A 14,237-nucleotide genomic window follows, 5' to 3' on the forward strand; every position below is an offset into this window, starting at 1 on the left:
CGACCAACCATAGCCTTCATCAGTATCAAGATGAATATGAGCTTCATCGATGTAAATCAGCATCTGTCCGTGTTGAAGGGCATCATCGAGTAAACTCTTGAGGGTTAAGAGAAATTCAGCACGCTTTTTGGAATTTGCCGATTTGAGTAGTTTACGGGCTTTTTTCCAAGACAATCCTAGTCGCTTGAGGGTCTTGCCAACGGTGTCGCGACAGCAATTAATATTGAATTGGGCTTTGATCCATGAGACTAAACGCTTTAAGGTCCAACGGGGTTTAGGTTGCTCTTGACGCTGTTGGGGCGGAGTTGCTGCTAATTTCAAGGCATCCTTGATCTGCTGATCTAATGCTTGTTCTATCTCTATAGATAAAGGGGGGGATGCCCACCGCTACGTTGGTAAACTAGTGTCTGTGGACCGACTTCATTGTAACGATGCACCCATTCCATTATTGTTTGTGCGTTACGCCCTGTTTCCCGTCCCACTTGAGTTGCACTTTTGCCACCACTAATCTCGTAAAGTGCCATAAACCGCTCACGACTACGGGGATGCGTTGCTCTTAGCGCCTTTTCTCTCAATACTTCTGCACTTTCACCCCAACGAAGAAAGTCAATTTTCAACATTCTTGTACAAACCTCAATCACCACTCCTAAAACTTAGGATAGTCCCATGCGTGACAAAACTCCAGCTTTCAAAATGGACGAGGTTTAAGCTACTTTTAACTTCAAGAGATCTAGATGAGGTGATGGGACTCAAACAAAGGTAAAACAGATTTTCTAATGATGAGTAGCTCAGAAGAGAACGAACTCCCAGCATCTTGGGCTATTGCACGAATAGCTGATGTGACAATACCAGTAGAGAAGATTAATCCTGAGAGTGAGCCAGACAAACCCTTTATTTATATAGATATATCAGGCATAGATAATCAAACTAACCGAATTGATCAGGTTAAAACTTATCAAGGCTCTGATGCTCCATCAAGGGCAAGACAACTTGTTAAATATGGAGATACTCTTTTTTCAACTGTCAGAACATACTTAAAGAACATTGCACTAATCCCAAAAAAATTTGATAACCAAGTTGCATCAACAGGTTTCTCAGTTTTAAGGGCATCAAGGTTTATAAACAATGTTTATTTGTTCTTTTATACGTTAAGCAGTACCTTTTTGCAAGGATTAGAGGCTTTTCAACGAGGTGTAAGCTATCCTGCTGTGAGGGATAGCGATATTAGAAACCAATCTATACCAATTGCTCCACTTAATGAACAAAACCGTATTGTTGCAAAAATTGAGGAACTTTTTTCTGAGCTTGATAAAGGTGTTGAATACCTAAAAACTGCTCAGGAGCAACTCAAGGTATATCGTCAGTCGGTGTTGAAATATGCTTTTGAAGGCAAACTTACTAAGCAGTGGCGCGAAGCTTATGCTGACCAATTAGAAACGGCTAATCAACTGCTAGAGCGTATCCAACAGGAGCGTGAAAGCCTCTATCAACAGCAGCTAAATGAGTGGGAAGAATCGACTAAAATTTGGGAAGAAAATGGCAAGGAGGGTAAAAAGCCTGGTAAGCCTCAAACGCCCTTGAATATTTCTTCCTTAACTGAAGAAGAATTATTGAATTTACCGGATTTACCAGAGACATGGTGTTGGATTAAATTCTCCGTCTTATCTGAAAGGATTCAAATTGGACCATTCGGTTCTTTGTTACATAGATCTGACTATGTTAGTAACCAAGTACCAATCGTAAATCCAGTTCATATTAGAAATCAGAAAATTGAGCCAGATTGGAGTTTGACAGTTACCGAAAAAAAGGTAAACGAACTCTCCAATTACATTATGTATCCTGGAGACATTGTCATGGGACGAAGAGGCGAAATGGGTCGATGTGCAGTTATAACCGACAAAGAAAGAGGTTTCTTGTGTGGTTCAGGAAGTCTTTTTATCAGACTATTATCCGGCATCAATCCAATTTTCTATTGCTATTTATTAGGTTCGCAAAGGTTAAAGAATTATTTGTCAAACCAAAGTGTTGGAACTACGATGCAGAACCTTAACCAAGAAATTATTCATAATCTTCCTGTTCCTCTATGTAGCCCTATCGAAATCCAAAAAATTATTGAAGAAGTTGACAGAAGGACGGCCTTAATAACTGAGGTAGAGAATCTTATAGAAAAGAATCTTCTATCATCTGAAATTTTGAAGCAAAGTATACTCAAAAAGGCTTTTTCTGGGCAACTAGTACCACAAGGTTCAGGAGATGAAAATGCAGCAGTGTTACTTGAAAGAATCAGAGAGGCTAGAAGGCATCAAGAAGAACATCAAGTTCCTGTACCTAAACCAAGAAAACAAGTTGCTATGAAGAAAGATTTGTCAATTATTGAAGTATTACAAGAGCTGAATGGTTTGGCAACAGCACAGGATGTGTGGCGACGCTCTAAACACCAAGAAGATATAGAGGGCTTTTATGCGGAACTTAAAAAGCAGATAAACAATGGGATTATTGAAGAAGTAGAAGAATTGAGAGAAGAAAAAAAATCCTATTTAAGACTAAGAAATGGGAATTGATAAAGTTTATATAGAAAATTTCAAGAATCTCATCGAGTTTGAGATCGATCTGGCAGAAGGTTTTATGGAAACTGTGCTTCTTGGTCAGAACGCTACAGGCAAATCAAACCTAATTGAAGCGTTGGTTTTAATATTTAAATATCTAGATCTTGAGGGAATGCCAAGCTTTTCATACAAAATTGAATATGTTTGTCGGGGTCACAAAGTAAAAATAGAGTTCGATACTAAACGTAGTTTCTACATAGATGACAATAAAATCACGATAAAAGATTTCTATGCCAGAAAGAATGAGTATTTGCCCAAATATGTATTCACCTATTATTCCGGTGTCAGCAACAGATTGGAAGAACATTTTAATGATCATCAGAAGAAATTCTATGACAAAATTATCAAGCCTAGTGTTGATGCCGCAGAAATTGAAGATCTGCGTAAACTCTTTTACGTTCGTCTGATTCATAGCTACTTTGTCCTTTTAGCTTTTTTCTCTTTCGAGGATGACGAATCAAGCCAGTTTTTAAGGAAGTATCTTGATATTGACGATTTAGAAAGTATTCTATTTGTTTTAAAAGACCCTGAATGGAAAGGTAATGATGACCCAAGATTTTGGGGCGCTACTGGTTTGGTTAAAGATTTTTTAGATAAGGTTTGGAATTATTCAACAGCACCTATTTATTATATTGACAAATATTCTCTGGACTTTAGAAAACAAATAGATCAACCAAGACTCTATCTTTATGTTAGTGATAAAAACAAGCTTAAAGAAATTGCTAAGTTCTATACAAGTAATACTGAATTCTTTAAAGCACTAGAAAGCACCTATATTTCAAATTTGATTCAGGAAATTAAGGTAAAAGTCAAAAAGCGAAATATCCGAGGTGAATTGACTTTTAGGGACTTGAGTGAAGGGGAACAGCAATTACTTACAGTTTTAGGCTTGTTGAAATTCACTAAGGATGAAGAGTCACTAATTTTGCTAGATGAACCAGATACTCATCTTAATCCTTTATGGAAATGGCAATACTTAAAGTTATTACAGGAGGTCGTTCAAAAGCATGAAACAACACAAATAATTCTGAATACTCATGATCCTTTAGTCATTGGAAGTATGACCAAAGAACAAGTAAGGATTTTCAGAAAAGATGAGGACACTGGACGAACAATCGTATTTGAACCTGAAACCGATCCAAAGGGTTTAGGTGTAGCTGGCATTTTAACTAGTGAGTTGTTTGGTCTCCCTACAACTTTAGATGAAGAAACACAAAGAGCCTTGGATCATAAGCATAGATTAACTGCTAAGCAACAGCAAGGAGGATTAAGCAGTGAAGAGAGGAAAGAATTAGATGAGGCTCTCCAGACATTAGAGGGATTAGGGTTTACAAGAACATTTAGAGATCCTCTTTACCAAAAGTTTGTAACTGCTTGGCATCGACAAGAAAGATTTCAGAAACCTACTCTCACACTAGAAGATTTGAAAGAACAGAATGAGCTTGCACTATCTCTCCTTAACGAAATTATGGAGGCAGAACAGTGAGGCATATCCCTCTAAAAGAAAATCCTCCTCCTAGTAGATTAAGAAAATGGCTAACTAAAGCTGAAAACTTAACCCAAGCTCTCATCTCTGAAACCGATTCTGCAAAGCGCAGGGAAATTATTGAGAGCAATAGTGAGGTTTGGAGAAATAAAGCTCTTAAAAAATATTTTATGCAATTATCTGATGGTAAATGTTGGTATTCAGAAGCTAGAGAGGTTTATTCTCATTACCACGTTGACCATTTCAGACCAAAGAGTGAAGCTTTAGATTTAAATGGAAAAGACCAAGGCGGTTATTGGTGGCTTGCATTTGATTGGACAAATTATCGAATCTGTGGAAGTGTTGGCAATACGAAAAAAGGAGCAAAATTTCATGTCAAGAGAAATAAAGCAAGCTGCCATACGGATTTATGTGAAGATGAAATAGTTTGCTTTCTTGATCCAACAGATGAAGACGACACACTCAAACTCACTTTTGATAAAACTGGAACTATCAAGCCCTCATCAGTGGACGAAAATGACTGGGATTACGAAAGAGCCAAGTATACAATTGAGAATTTAGACTTGAATTATGAGCCTTTGAAGGAAGCAAGAAAGGATTTATGGGATACATGTGAATCCAAGCTTAATGAACTTCAGCATTTAATGAAGGAATATAACAAAAATCCATCTGCATCAAAAAAGGGGCAGATTCAATCCAAGCTAGAAGAATTAAGAACGCTGACAAAGCCAAAATCAGAATTCTCTGTGGTTGCAATTAAATGCTTATTGTCTTCAGATATTGAATGGGTTCAAAAGTTAGCGCTGACAGCAGCTTGAGGCAATAAATTATGTCCACCTCTCAATCAATCGTTGCCAAAGTTTGGAATTTCTGTAACATCTTGCGTGATGCAGGAGTCAGCTATGGAGACTATCTGGAACAACTCACCTTCCTGATTTTCCTGAAAATGGCGGATGAATACGCCAAACCACCTCATAATCGTGATCTAGGAATTCCTGCTGAATACACCTGGCAAAGCCTAAAAGCTAAACGTGGCGATCAGCTTGAGGTTCACTACATCAAGTTGCTCCGTGAACTAGGCAAAAAGAAGGGAATGTTGGGCAAAATCTTCATCAAAGCCCAAAACAAAATTCAAGATCCAGCGATGTTGTCTCGTGTCATTGAGATGATCGACAACGAAGACTGGGTATCTATGAGTGCCGATGTTAAAGGCGACATTTATGAAGGCTTGCTAGAAAAAAAGCTTTCTGATACTCCCCCATCCCCCCAAACAGCAACCGACAGCGATCGCAACATCCATCCTCCCACAATGCAGGCATTTTCAAAGGTGCTTGACAATTGGGATACTTCGCTAGGTGGAAAGGAAATTCCGTTGCTTACAGGGAAGATCCTAATGACAACCTTGAGAGTATTCTAAATTACCTTGACGAGCAATGGCTTGGACGTGGTTGGGTAGACATTAACCAAACTCTTAAGGATGAAATTATCCAGAACGCTCTTGAAATCTATAGCAATGCTTTTGAACACGGGCTATCGGATATCGGTGTATTCACTTGTGGACAGCGTTATCCTAACTTAAATAAACTAAAGCTGACTGTGATTGACTTTGGCGTTGGCATTCCAGCTAATGTGCGCCACTTCCTTCAAGACAGTCAGAAATTAGCTGAAGAAACCTTACGTTGGGCATTTCAACGTGGTAAGACAACCCGACCCAGTAGAATATGCGGAGGTACTGGACTGGATTCACTAAAAAAATTTGTAAAGAGTAAACAGGGTAAAATAGAGATCTACAGCCATGACGCTTACGGTTTAATTGACGAAACTCAAGAGATTTACCAAAGCGCACCCACCTTCTTTGAGGGAACTTTAATAAATATCACTATTAAATGCGACGTAAATCACCATAACTTTACAGAAAATGAAGTATTATTTTAGTACAAAGGTTCTAATAGAGGTTTTAGAGCCATGAAATACAAAGTCTATGAGCTAATTGGCGAAAACTGCATGAGCCAGCAGGCCGGGCAACAAATCTATGATTTAATTTATCCTCAACTGCAAGCAGGAAAGTTAGTAGAGCTAGACTTTGCTGACGTAAGAAGATTTTTGTCCGTGTTTTTCAACATTGCCATTGGTCAGTTATTGCGCGATATCAAAGCTGAAGACCTAGATCGACTTCTAGTTGTATCTAACCTCAGTCCTCTTGGTCAACAGACCTACGATAATGTGATTGAAAATGCTTTGCGTTATTACTCAGATGAGCAATATCGTGAAGCCGTAGATGAGATGGTTCTTGAACAATCTGCCTGTTAGTCATGTCAGTTAACTACACCGTAAAGGCAGATGTCATTGACATCACGACTGATTCCCCCCAAAAGGGGGATATTTTTTTGGTTGATACGAATGTCTGGTACTGGCTGACGTATCCTCCAGCAAGTTTGTCTTTAACTACGTATCAAAGCACCTATTCAAACTACATTACAGATACTTTTACAGCAGGTGCTACCCTTTGCTGCTCTGGTTTATCGCTGGCTGAATTAGCCCATATTATTGAAAGAGAAGAAAAAAAGCTATCATGTTACAGTTCTAGCAGAATTAACAATAAAGAATACCGCCATAACTACCCTTCAGAACGTGCTAGGGTTGTTTCCTTAGTAAAAGCAGCATGGAATCAAGTCAAGAACACCTTTGCTCTTCAAATTAGTGTCAAACTCGATGAAGACACTGTAGATAATGCTTTAACTCAGTTCACTACTCAGTGTTTGGATGGTTATGACCTGTTTATTCTTGAATCTATGAAACAAGAATCAGTAAACAAGATTATTACTGATGATGGCGATTATGTGACAGTGCCAGGAATTCAGGTATATACAGCTAATCCAGGAGCGATCGCCGCAGCTAGAAATCAAGGCAAACTTATAACTAGATAAGCATTGTCCTAAAAAATCGCCAGCAATTACACAGTTGTTACTCGCCTCTTCAAATCCGACTGGGTACGGTGTAGTACGATGTGCGATCGCTTCGTTAACAAATTACGAATTATTTTGGTGGAATTTTCCCGTCATTCTGAGCTTGTTTAATCGCTCGTTTCACAATTAACACCGCCATTTGAGATAAAGAACGCTCCTCTGCATCAGCCAAAAATTGCAGGGCTTCTTTGTCTTCTTCTTCCATATAAAGAGTTACAGTTACTTTTCCCATTTCATTATCATAAGCGATTTAGTGTGTTTTTACTTTAAACACATTAAAACACATCAGAATAGCATCAAGGTCTATGTAAGAATTATTTTTCAGGATAAAATTCCGAATTTCAAATGCATTTGTTGCCATATCTGTAAAAGGTCTTTTACAGGCATACGTAACCATCTCAGCTACGCGAGTAGCTAGCCCTTGAGCAACAATTAATCGGCTCTCATCAGAATTTTTTTGTATCTTCTTAAATTTAGGGCGAATTACTTGCTTAAAAGTAATAGGAGCATCAGGATCAAGAACTGATGCCATATCTAGCCCTAAACGTTTAGCAATACGTCCTGCCGCTTCTAAAACAGCTACAGGATTATTTTCAAGTTCTGCATCCCACCATTCAGGTAAGGCTTTTTCTTGAATAAACTTTGGCTGTAATCCCACTTTTGATAAGCGTTTATACAGCATTGGCATTTCAAGGGTTTTATTCATAATTTCCCTCCTCTGCCTATTCTCAATATGTGACCCCTTGTTGTAAATTACAAAAAAATTAATATAACGACGTTATCTATATAGTGACACCATTATGCCACGATGAAAATTGCCTTGACATTGAGTATGCAAATATACAGCAAAAAGAACCAGAGTTTTAAACAGACTATTTTTTTATTATAGTACATTTGTACTTAAGCTATACAGCTATCACTACTAATAATCAAGAATCAGCATTTAAGCTTCTCAAGTTAATAACAGGCTTCTGATACGCTGCCATTTCCGCAAATGGTCTTCGACACCTATGACAGCACCTATCCTCCCACAGCGCAGGCATTTTGAGAGGAGCTTCACAATTTGGACACTTCGCTAAAAGCTTGAGTTCGTGGCGATCGCACTTCCACACCGACTTATACTGCCACTCAATTTGGTGACAAGGTGCTTCAGCATAACAAGCCCCACACAAGCGAATTGGCTCATGCTGCATTCCCACTCCAGCAGGTGGTAACATCTGGGCTAACCTTTGAGCATCCACTTCTACCACAGATGCGATCGCTTCCAATTCTTGCTGACTAGGGCGAGGATTAAAATGAAATCTTTCCCAACGTGCCATTACAGCACCAATTCCTGCCAAACTACCCAATCCACTTGCGGATAAATGGTTGGCACGTCTGAACCTGCCAAGAAAGTGGCTCAGACTTTCCCCTTCATAGGGTTGAATCAAGAATAGCCAAGGCTCAATATTTGTTGCTGCCATTATTTGTACTCCCTAGCTGCTTCCTGTAAAACAGCCTTGTCAATCTTCTTCAATCCTCTTGATAAAGAACGGATTGCTGCTTCCCTAAGAATTTCATCTAACCGCCCAATGTAACCTTCTGTTGCCGAAATAAGAATTCCGAGCATAGCTTTGCTGATTAGATTAGACGGAACAGGTAGCTTCAAAATATTATCTTCCCAAGCTTTTACTGTCTTTTTAAAATCATCTCCTGACAACTTCTCAAAACGATGACAAGCCCGAAAGCGATTGTAAACTTGCTCATCTCGCTTCATCACCGCATCCAAACGATCTGTACCCACCAAGACAACAGCAATTCCTAACTTGTCATAAATATCACGCACATCAGCAAATGTTTCTGACTTCAAGCGGTCAGCCTCGTCAATAATTAGCATTTCTACTCCATATCCTTTGAGTACTTCCATCGCTCTTCCACGAAAATCTGATACAGTCCCCTTTGTTGCCCGAAAATTCAGGTACTCAATAATCTCTTTGAACAAATCTTTAGAAGTACATTTTTGATTGGGTTCAATATAAACCACAGGAACAATTGGAGGTCTTCCAATTTCTTTCAATGGTTTATGTCTTAATCTATACGCATCACAAGCAACTGTCTTGCCAGTTCGTGATTCCCCCACAACTCTACAGGACTGCCTTGCCTTGCGTTTGCCATCCAACCACTCATGGAGCTTTTTTACTTGTTCTAGCGGCACAATGCTTTTACTTCTAAGACGAGCAATTTCAGCTTGTAACCACTCATCGTCTAGTTTTACCCCACCTAACTGCTGGGCGATCGCTTGAGCATCTGTCATTTTTTACAACCCATATTCTTCACGAAGTTGTTCATAGTCCCACACCTCAATGTCTTCGTATTGAGAGTGAACCGTTTCTGTAGATTCCACTTCATCTGGTTCAATTATTTCCGAAGGCAAGGATTCTGTTTTACTTTCATCAACCGCAGCAGATCGCAAAACAGCCTGTTCCAATTTTTGACGCTCTTTACGACTTTTCTTGCTAGCCACAAGAGCATCACGGTCAACAACTTCTTGCAATAATGATTGGTTACTGATAGTTTTCCCTGCGTTACGGAGTCTGCGACTTGCTGCCTCAGCCTCATCTAATGCCAGCTGCTCTGTCTCCAAACCTTGAGCGTGAGCGCGAGTTAAAAATACTTCCTGATTTTTCTCTTGGCGATAAACCAAAATTGTTGTAATGTCTCTGGGATCAAACCTTAAGTTGACAGTTTCTCCGGCATAACCTGCCAGATATTCTCCTCGATACATCAAGTTCTGGAACTGCAAGCAACCACCTCTTTGTACAGTGCGCCGTGATTGCTTCATTAAACAGATATCCAAATCTCGTTCTGGTATTGGTACTGGTACTGTAGGCAAACCTGCTTCCCAACGTTCAAAGCGAGTTTGGTCGCCCATTCGCGCATCAATACTTTGGTTGTAACGATCTACGATGTAACGTACAAGTAACTGTTCTAGTTCTCGCAAAGTAAGTCTTGCGTCTTTCTCCGCATCTTCTGGGCGTTCTTGTACATTAGATCCGGTGTATCCAGGAAGCGTGGAAAATAGTTGGTCATTTAATGTTTTGAAAGGACGTTCCACTACTCCACCTTCAGAAGGGCGATCGCGTAAGTGACAGACAAACCCTAATTGCGCTCCAATCTGGCTCAAGTGGTTAGAGCGAAAGTCTTTACCGCCATCAGTATAAAAATGTTCTGGCTTACCATAGCTTCCCCACTCACAATGCAGCTTGTACTCGAAACCGTACTGTTTGGGTAGAATTGCATGGCGTAACGCTAATGCTACTACCTCAGAACTGGGTGGATCAAAGCCCAATTTGATACCCATGATGCAACGAGAGTAAGTATCAATTACTGTTGTTAGCCAGGGACGACTTAGTAATTCACCATGTTGATCCACGAGCAACACATCTACGCGGGTATGGTCACATTGCCAAACATGGTTACTGTAATCAACAGATAAGTCTTTTCCTTCACGAGTTTTAACTGAAAGCGTTGTCCCTCTCCATCCAGGGCTACGAATACTCTTAGTTTTTTCTTGTTTTTCCAAGATGGGCGCTAATACCCGTAACACGGTTTTGTAATTGGGCGGCTTAGAGTCCTTTAATTCACGGGCTTTAGCCTCGACTCTGAGAGCAACTTGTTTAGGGGTCATACGTTTACTACCCTTGTTACCCTCGTTGTAGGTTTTGGTAATGAATTTTTCCCAAAACTCACCAATGCGATGTTTTCCTTTATCAGCCCTACCTGTTTGAGCGAGTCCGACTAAACCATCTTGTTCCCACTTTTTCACCAATCTTTGTACCGTTCGCAACGATACACCTAGTTTCTCTGCTGCTTCCCGCAACTTTTGTCCATAAGTTGTGCGATCGCAGGGTTCCAGTAAACTTTGGATTACCTCTAGCCTTACTTGTGCTTCCTCTGATAGTTGTGTGGCAATTACATTCTTCTCAAGAGTTGTAGCACTTTCTCCTAGTAAGCCTTCCATAGGAATTGCCGAGGGATGAACAGCTAAATCAGGATTTTGCTGACTGTTCATAATGCAAAGCTTTTTTATAAAAACATATTGTTATTCTACTTAAACAGAAAGCGACAGTCAATTTGTCATTATGAAAATACACAAAAGCTTTTTTATCTCTGGTGAAGCGACAGCTAATTTGTCACTATTACCCAAAATGACAGCTAATCTGTCACTGTCAAGATGTTATCCTAATACTACTAAAACGCTGTAACCTATACCGAGCAAGATTTTAATGGATGACATTAATTTGTCTCGACGACAGATAATTAGTCACTGTACATTTGTGATTGCTATGAACTCACTGCGATGGAATCAAGCCTGCATAAACGGAACCTATGATAGGCATCACCTTAGCTTTAACTTCGCTTTAATTTCAAAGCCTCAGCAGCTGATACACCCTCACCCTGACTGCCAAAATACCACAAAGCTGTAGCAGCCTCAGCACGAGTTACTGGTTTTTTGGGTTGAAACAGAGTCGTATAACCAAACACCCGCCGAATATTTGACTGTTCGCCATTCTGGTAATCAGCTAACACTGCTCTTAAAGCCTTGGGGTCAATTCGCGCTGCATCTTGGAAACCCCAAGTTTGTTTGACCGCATCTAAGTTAGCAGAGGGTAAAGCTTGGCGAGTATCTAAGGGTAATTTCCACAACAGTAACTGTTCTCGCGTTAGGGGTGCATCAGGACGAAACAAAACGACTGTAGAATCTCCAGACAAAGGACTAGGAATTAACCCAGCTTCGGCTAATCCCTGAATTGCTGGAAAATCAGGGTCTTTTGCAGACACATCAGTAAAAGCTGATTGAGTACTTTCTGATGCCAAGCGAATTTGTTTAGCTGGATTGTTGGCATACATGGCATTGTTGGCAGCAATTAGCCAACGGGCATATTCTCGATGTGTAACGATTTTATTGGGTTCAAACTGGTTCGCTGTGGTAGTAGAGTTGCTCTTAATTGCCTTTGGCTCTAAAGACAAAACACCTAAGGCAGCCAAATCTTGAATTTGTTGCCGCCATTCTTGCGGAGCCTTATTTAGATCGTTGAATACCTGAGATTCAGGTGTGGCTGTAGGGGTTGTTTGGTTATTAGCTGTGCTTGGTGGCTGTGCTGCCAAGTTTGCAGGCGCTACTGGGCCAATGAACTCTAAATCTCCTGGTTGAGGAACGGCGTTAGTCGTTTCGTTAGGATTTGTAGTTGGGATAGATTGTGCCGTTGCAATACTATTCGGTACGTAATCAATCAGTAATTCAGTGGCAATCTGGGGTTGATTGGGTGTGGCGTTAGTAACTGGTTTAGGCTGAATGAAAATCTTTAAAAGCAAATCGTTACGACGTGCCTCAAAAGCACCTCCGGCATCATCTGTTGGCTGTTGCAAAATCTGCCAGTTATTCGCTTGAAACTGGCTGCGATAAAAGCTAGCAATAAAGTTACTGGGGTCAGAACTCAACCAACGAGTTGAGATTCTGTTTTCTGAGCCGCTAGCAGGTGTAACTTCCTGTAGTTTGGCATTGGAATATAAAGGGATATCTTTGGGAAAATCAGCTGGTAACTCAACTGTTGATTCGTTTTGCTGTGCTTGCAGTTGGTTACTCTGAGATTCTCCAAAGACAACTGGATTGCTTTGCAGTTTCGGATCTGCCGCCAATGATTGCTCAAGGTTTTTGGCGACTGGACTGTTAGCACAGGCTGTTAAGGAAGTGAGTAGAACAGCCCAAATTAGAAATACAGATGGACGTTTGCAGGGAAGCACAGGAAATCACAAATTGAGTTTCAATTCCTACCCTAGCGCAGACTGTTCATTAAATGGGATTGGGGGCTGGGAACTCTGGGGATTAGTAAAGAAAAAGCAGGCAAGTTGGGGAGAATCTAATACTTGTGGGTTAAGGGGAAAAGGGGAAGGGGAAAGAAAAAACCTTTACCCTTTAACCTTTTCCCTAAATCCAATGCCGAGTTAAAAATACTTAACCGAGTAGTATTGGGGGAGAATCGAATCTTGCCTCCGCTTCTTTGTATCACCAAAAGACATTACCGACTCACGGTGTCTTCTTCGTAAATGTCTCTGTTGGTGAAGATAATATTTTAAAAAATGAGTAAACGGTAGCAGAAGCTACCGTATTGTCTTTGTTTTACAGCCATTAGGTTTTTATAATTCCCATGCTTATTTATAGACTTCCCTAAAATTCTGGCAAACTAACATTTTTGGAAAAAAAATATAAATAAATCTGGAATTGTTGCTATACAATAGTTTCAGGATTTCGTTGCTTTAAGCTAGTACTCCACCACAGGGATTACTATCTGCGATCGCCAAGCGACTGAAGTGATAGACTAAGATTAAAGCCCTCCTTAGCCTCACCCAATGAGGGGAATAAATCAAGTTCGCTAACACTAGCTTAAAATCGATTTTAGAAATTATTCATCTGACGATGGTAAGCTGAGTAAGGCAATAGCTGGAAAATGCCAGTGTTAAGCATTTCCAGGAACTTAGCGTAAGTTCGTTATTCTTGGCGACTGTAGTCATAGGTAAAGCAGTCAAGTGTCACAGCAGTTTCCCTCGTATCTGTAATTTGATTTTCTGGGGAAAGTGTTGCTTGTGCAACCTCGAAAGCAGTAAGTGCTTCCCCTAAAAGTGCGTAGTTTACCGCCGTAGGCATCGCCTCTATGTTATCCAAAGCTTTCTTTCGGGCAACTCATCCCCTGTTCATCTGGGATAGGGCAACGGTTCTTTTAGAAGGCTGGGCACAGGGTATGCTTTAAGTTATAAAGGGGCAGTATAAAGTCAGCTATGGCTGTTTTCCCAGTCCTACTAATCATTGGGTAGGGGCAAAAAAGACACTTCATCCAATGCACTGGCGGTTGAGAAAACTCTCTACAAACTTGGTCTGAACAGTTAACAGCTTCCTGATAGATTAGATACAATTAGCATCTACGTTTGCTTAGGCGTAGACATCGCTTATTCAAAACGAGTACTCGAATTGAAATGGTGCTGCACTAGGCGATTTGACATAGTATTTAGACCTTTTACCTGCTGGCTCTGGCAAAAATTTTTGATTCAGGGCAAATTAAGACTTATATTCAAGAGCAAAGGTGTTTTTTGGAGATTAAGTTCACCAAAAGGAGGCAAAAGGCTGAAAAAGATATGTCTGAT

General features: G+C 40.2%; 16 protein-coding genes. 7 read left to right on the forward strand and 9 right to left on the reverse strand.

The annotated features are described in order from the left end of the window. Together H6G97_RS02090 and H6G97_RS02095 are read right to left on the reverse strand one after the other, a co-directional pair. Positions 1 to 321: winged helix-turn-helix domain-containing protein (locus H6G97_RS02090; RefSeq protein WP_190939076.1), on the reverse strand; the 321-nt coding region annotated here is incomplete at its 3' end. A 38-nt stretch (positions 322 to 359) separates the two neighbouring features. Then, positions 360 to 620, reverse strand: coding sequence for a helix-turn-helix domain-containing protein (locus tag H6G97_RS02095; protein WP_190939077.1), 261 nt, complete (start codon positions 618 to 620; stop codon positions 360 to 362). Between the two features lie 156 nt (positions 621 to 776). Between H6G97_RS02095 and H6G97_RS02100 the strand changes: the two genes are divergently transcribed. The 7 genes from H6G97_RS02100 to H6G97_RS02130 are packed head-to-tail and all read left to right on the forward strand — an operon-like array spanning position 777 to position 7,019. Next, positions 777 to 2,561, forward strand: coding sequence for a restriction endonuclease subunit S (locus tag H6G97_RS02100; protein WP_190939078.1), 1,785 nt, complete (start codon positions 777 to 779; stop codon positions 2,559 to 2,561). Beyond that, on the forward strand, positions 2,551 to 4,092 hold the full coding sequence (locus tag H6G97_RS02105; protein ID WP_190939079.1) for an AAA family ATPase: 1,542 nt from the start codon (positions 2,551 to 2,553) through the stop codon (positions 4,090 to 4,092). Before H6G97_RS02100 ends, H6G97_RS02105 begins: the two co-directional genes overlap by 11 nt. Next, positions 4,089 to 4,910, forward strand: coding sequence for an HNH endonuclease family protein (locus H6G97_RS02110; protein WP_190939080.1), 822 nt, complete (start codon positions 4,089 to 4,091; stop codon positions 4,908 to 4,910). Before H6G97_RS02105 ends, H6G97_RS02110 begins: the two co-directional genes overlap by 4 nt. 11 nt (positions 4,911 to 4,921) lie before the next feature. Then, positions 4,922 to 5,509, forward strand: a complete 588-nt coding sequence (locus H6G97_RS02115; RefSeq protein ID WP_199349217.1) for a type I restriction-modification system subunit M N-terminal domain-containing protein — start codon at positions 4,922 to 4,924, stop codon at positions 5,507 to 5,509. Continuing rightward, complete coding sequence (locus H6G97_RS02120; RefSeq protein WP_190939081.1) at positions 5,431 to 6,027, forward strand: ATP-binding protein; 597 nt, start codon at positions 5,431 to 5,433, stop codon at positions 6,025 to 6,027. Before H6G97_RS02115 ends, H6G97_RS02120 begins: the two co-directional genes overlap by 79 nt. Before the next feature lie 30 nt (positions 6,028 to 6,057). Continuing rightward, positions 6,058 to 6,402 (forward strand): STAS-like domain-containing protein, encoded by a 345-nt coding sequence (locus H6G97_RS02125; RefSeq protein ID WP_190939082.1) that lies wholly within the window; start codon positions 6,058 to 6,060, stop codon positions 6,400 to 6,402. Positions 6,403 to 6,404: 2 nt separating this feature from the next. Beyond that, a complete protein-coding gene (locus H6G97_RS02130; RefSeq protein ID WP_190939083.1) occupies positions 6,405 to 7,019 on the forward strand; it encodes a PIN domain-containing protein in 615 nt (204 codons plus the stop codon). Positions 7,020 to 7,128: 109 nt separating this feature from the next. On the opposite strand, the gene H6G97_RS02135 is transcribed toward H6G97_RS02130, so the two are convergent. The 7 genes from H6G97_RS02135 to H6G97_RS02165 form a co-directional block, all read right to left on the reverse strand. Further along, complete coding sequence (locus H6G97_RS02135) at positions 7,129 to 7,290, reverse strand: ribbon-helix-helix domain-containing protein (RefSeq protein ID WP_190939084.1); 162 nt, start codon at positions 7,288 to 7,290, stop codon at positions 7,129 to 7,131. 18 nt (positions 7,291 to 7,308) lie between these two features. Continuing rightward, complete coding sequence (locus H6G97_RS02140; protein ID WP_190939085.1) at positions 7,309 to 7,764, reverse strand: hypothetical protein; 456 nt, start codon at positions 7,762 to 7,764, stop codon at positions 7,309 to 7,311. 223 nt (positions 7,765 to 7,987) lie between these two features. After that, on the reverse strand, positions 7,988 to 8,521 hold the full coding sequence (locus H6G97_RS02145; protein WP_190939086.1) for a TniQ family protein: 534 nt from the start codon (positions 8,519 to 8,521) through the stop codon (positions 7,988 to 7,990). After that, the gene (locus tag H6G97_RS02150) at positions 8,521 to 9,351 is read right to left on the reverse strand and encodes a TniB family NTP-binding protein (RefSeq protein WP_190939087.1); all 831 of its coding nucleotides are present in this window, start codon (positions 9,349 to 9,351) and stop codon (positions 8,521 to 8,523) included. The genes H6G97_RS02145 and H6G97_RS02150 overlap by 1 nt, the downstream gene beginning before the upstream one ends. Before the next feature lie 3 nt (positions 9,352 to 9,354). Then, the gene (locus H6G97_RS02155) at positions 9,355 to 11,109 is read right to left on the reverse strand and encodes a Mu transposase C-terminal domain-containing protein (protein ID WP_199349218.1); all 1,755 of its coding nucleotides are present in this window, start codon (positions 11,107 to 11,109) and stop codon (positions 9,355 to 9,357) included. Between the two features lie 338 nt (positions 11,110 to 11,447). Next, the gene (locus H6G97_RS02160; protein WP_190939088.1) at positions 11,448 to 12,842 is read right to left on the reverse strand and encodes an S-layer homology domain-containing protein; all 1,395 of its coding nucleotides are present in this window, start codon (positions 12,840 to 12,842) and stop codon (positions 11,448 to 11,450) included. A 745-nt stretch (positions 12,843 to 13,587) separates the two neighbouring features. Beyond that, positions 13,588 to 13,761 (reverse strand): hypothetical protein, encoded by a 174-nt coding sequence (locus tag H6G97_RS02165; protein ID WP_190939089.1) that lies wholly within the window; start codon positions 13,759 to 13,761, stop codon positions 13,588 to 13,590. Positions 13,762 to 14,237: the final 476 nt, after the last annotated feature.

This window comes from Nostoc flagelliforme FACHB-838, assembly GCF_014698065.1.
Lineage (GTDB): Bacteria > Cyanobacteriota > Cyanobacteriia > Cyanobacteriales > Nostocaceae > Nostoc > Nostoc flagelliforme_B.

Excerpts from the sequence above, each read along its gene's own strand:
- H6G97_RS02095 (WP_190939077.1), bottom strand. The coding sequence starts at position 620 with ATGTTGAAAATTGACTTTCTTCGTTGGGGTGAAAGTGCAGAAGTATTG.
- H6G97_RS02100 (WP_190939078.1), top strand. The coding sequence starts at position 777 with ATGATGAGTAGCTCAGAAGAGAACGAACTCCCAGCATCTTGGGCTATT.
- H6G97_RS02105 (WP_190939079.1), top strand. The coding sequence starts at position 2,551 with ATGGGAATTGATAAAGTTTATATAGAAAATTTCAAGAATCTCATCGAG.
- H6G97_RS02115 (WP_199349217.1), top strand. The coding sequence starts at position 4,922 with ATGTCCACCTCTCAATCAATCGTTGCCAAAGTTTGGAATTTCTGTAAC.
- H6G97_RS02125 (WP_190939082.1), top strand. The coding sequence starts at position 6,058 with ATGAAATACAAAGTCTATGAGCTAATTGGCGAAAACTGCATGAGCCAG.
- H6G97_RS02130 (WP_190939083.1), top strand. The coding sequence starts at position 6,405 with ATGTCAGTTAACTACACCGTAAAGGCAGATGTCATTGACATCACGACT.
- H6G97_RS02135 (WP_190939084.1), bottom strand. The coding sequence starts at position 7,290 with ATGGGAAAAGTAACTGTAACTCTTTATATGGAAGAAGAAGACAAAGAA.
- H6G97_RS02140 (WP_190939085.1), bottom strand. The coding sequence starts at position 7,764 with ATGAATAAAACCCTTGAAATGCCAATGCTGTATAAACGCTTATCAAAA.
- H6G97_RS02145 (WP_190939086.1), bottom strand. The coding sequence starts at position 8,521 with ATGGCAGCAACAAATATTGAGCCTTGGCTATTCTTGATTCAACCCTAT.
- H6G97_RS02150 (WP_190939087.1), bottom strand. The coding sequence starts at position 9,351 with ATGACAGATGCTCAAGCGATCGCCCAGCAGTTAGGTGGGGTAAAACTA.
- H6G97_RS02155 (WP_199349218.1), bottom strand. The coding sequence starts at position 11,109 with ATGAACAGTCAGCAAAATCCTGATTTAGCTGTTCATCCCTCGGCAATT.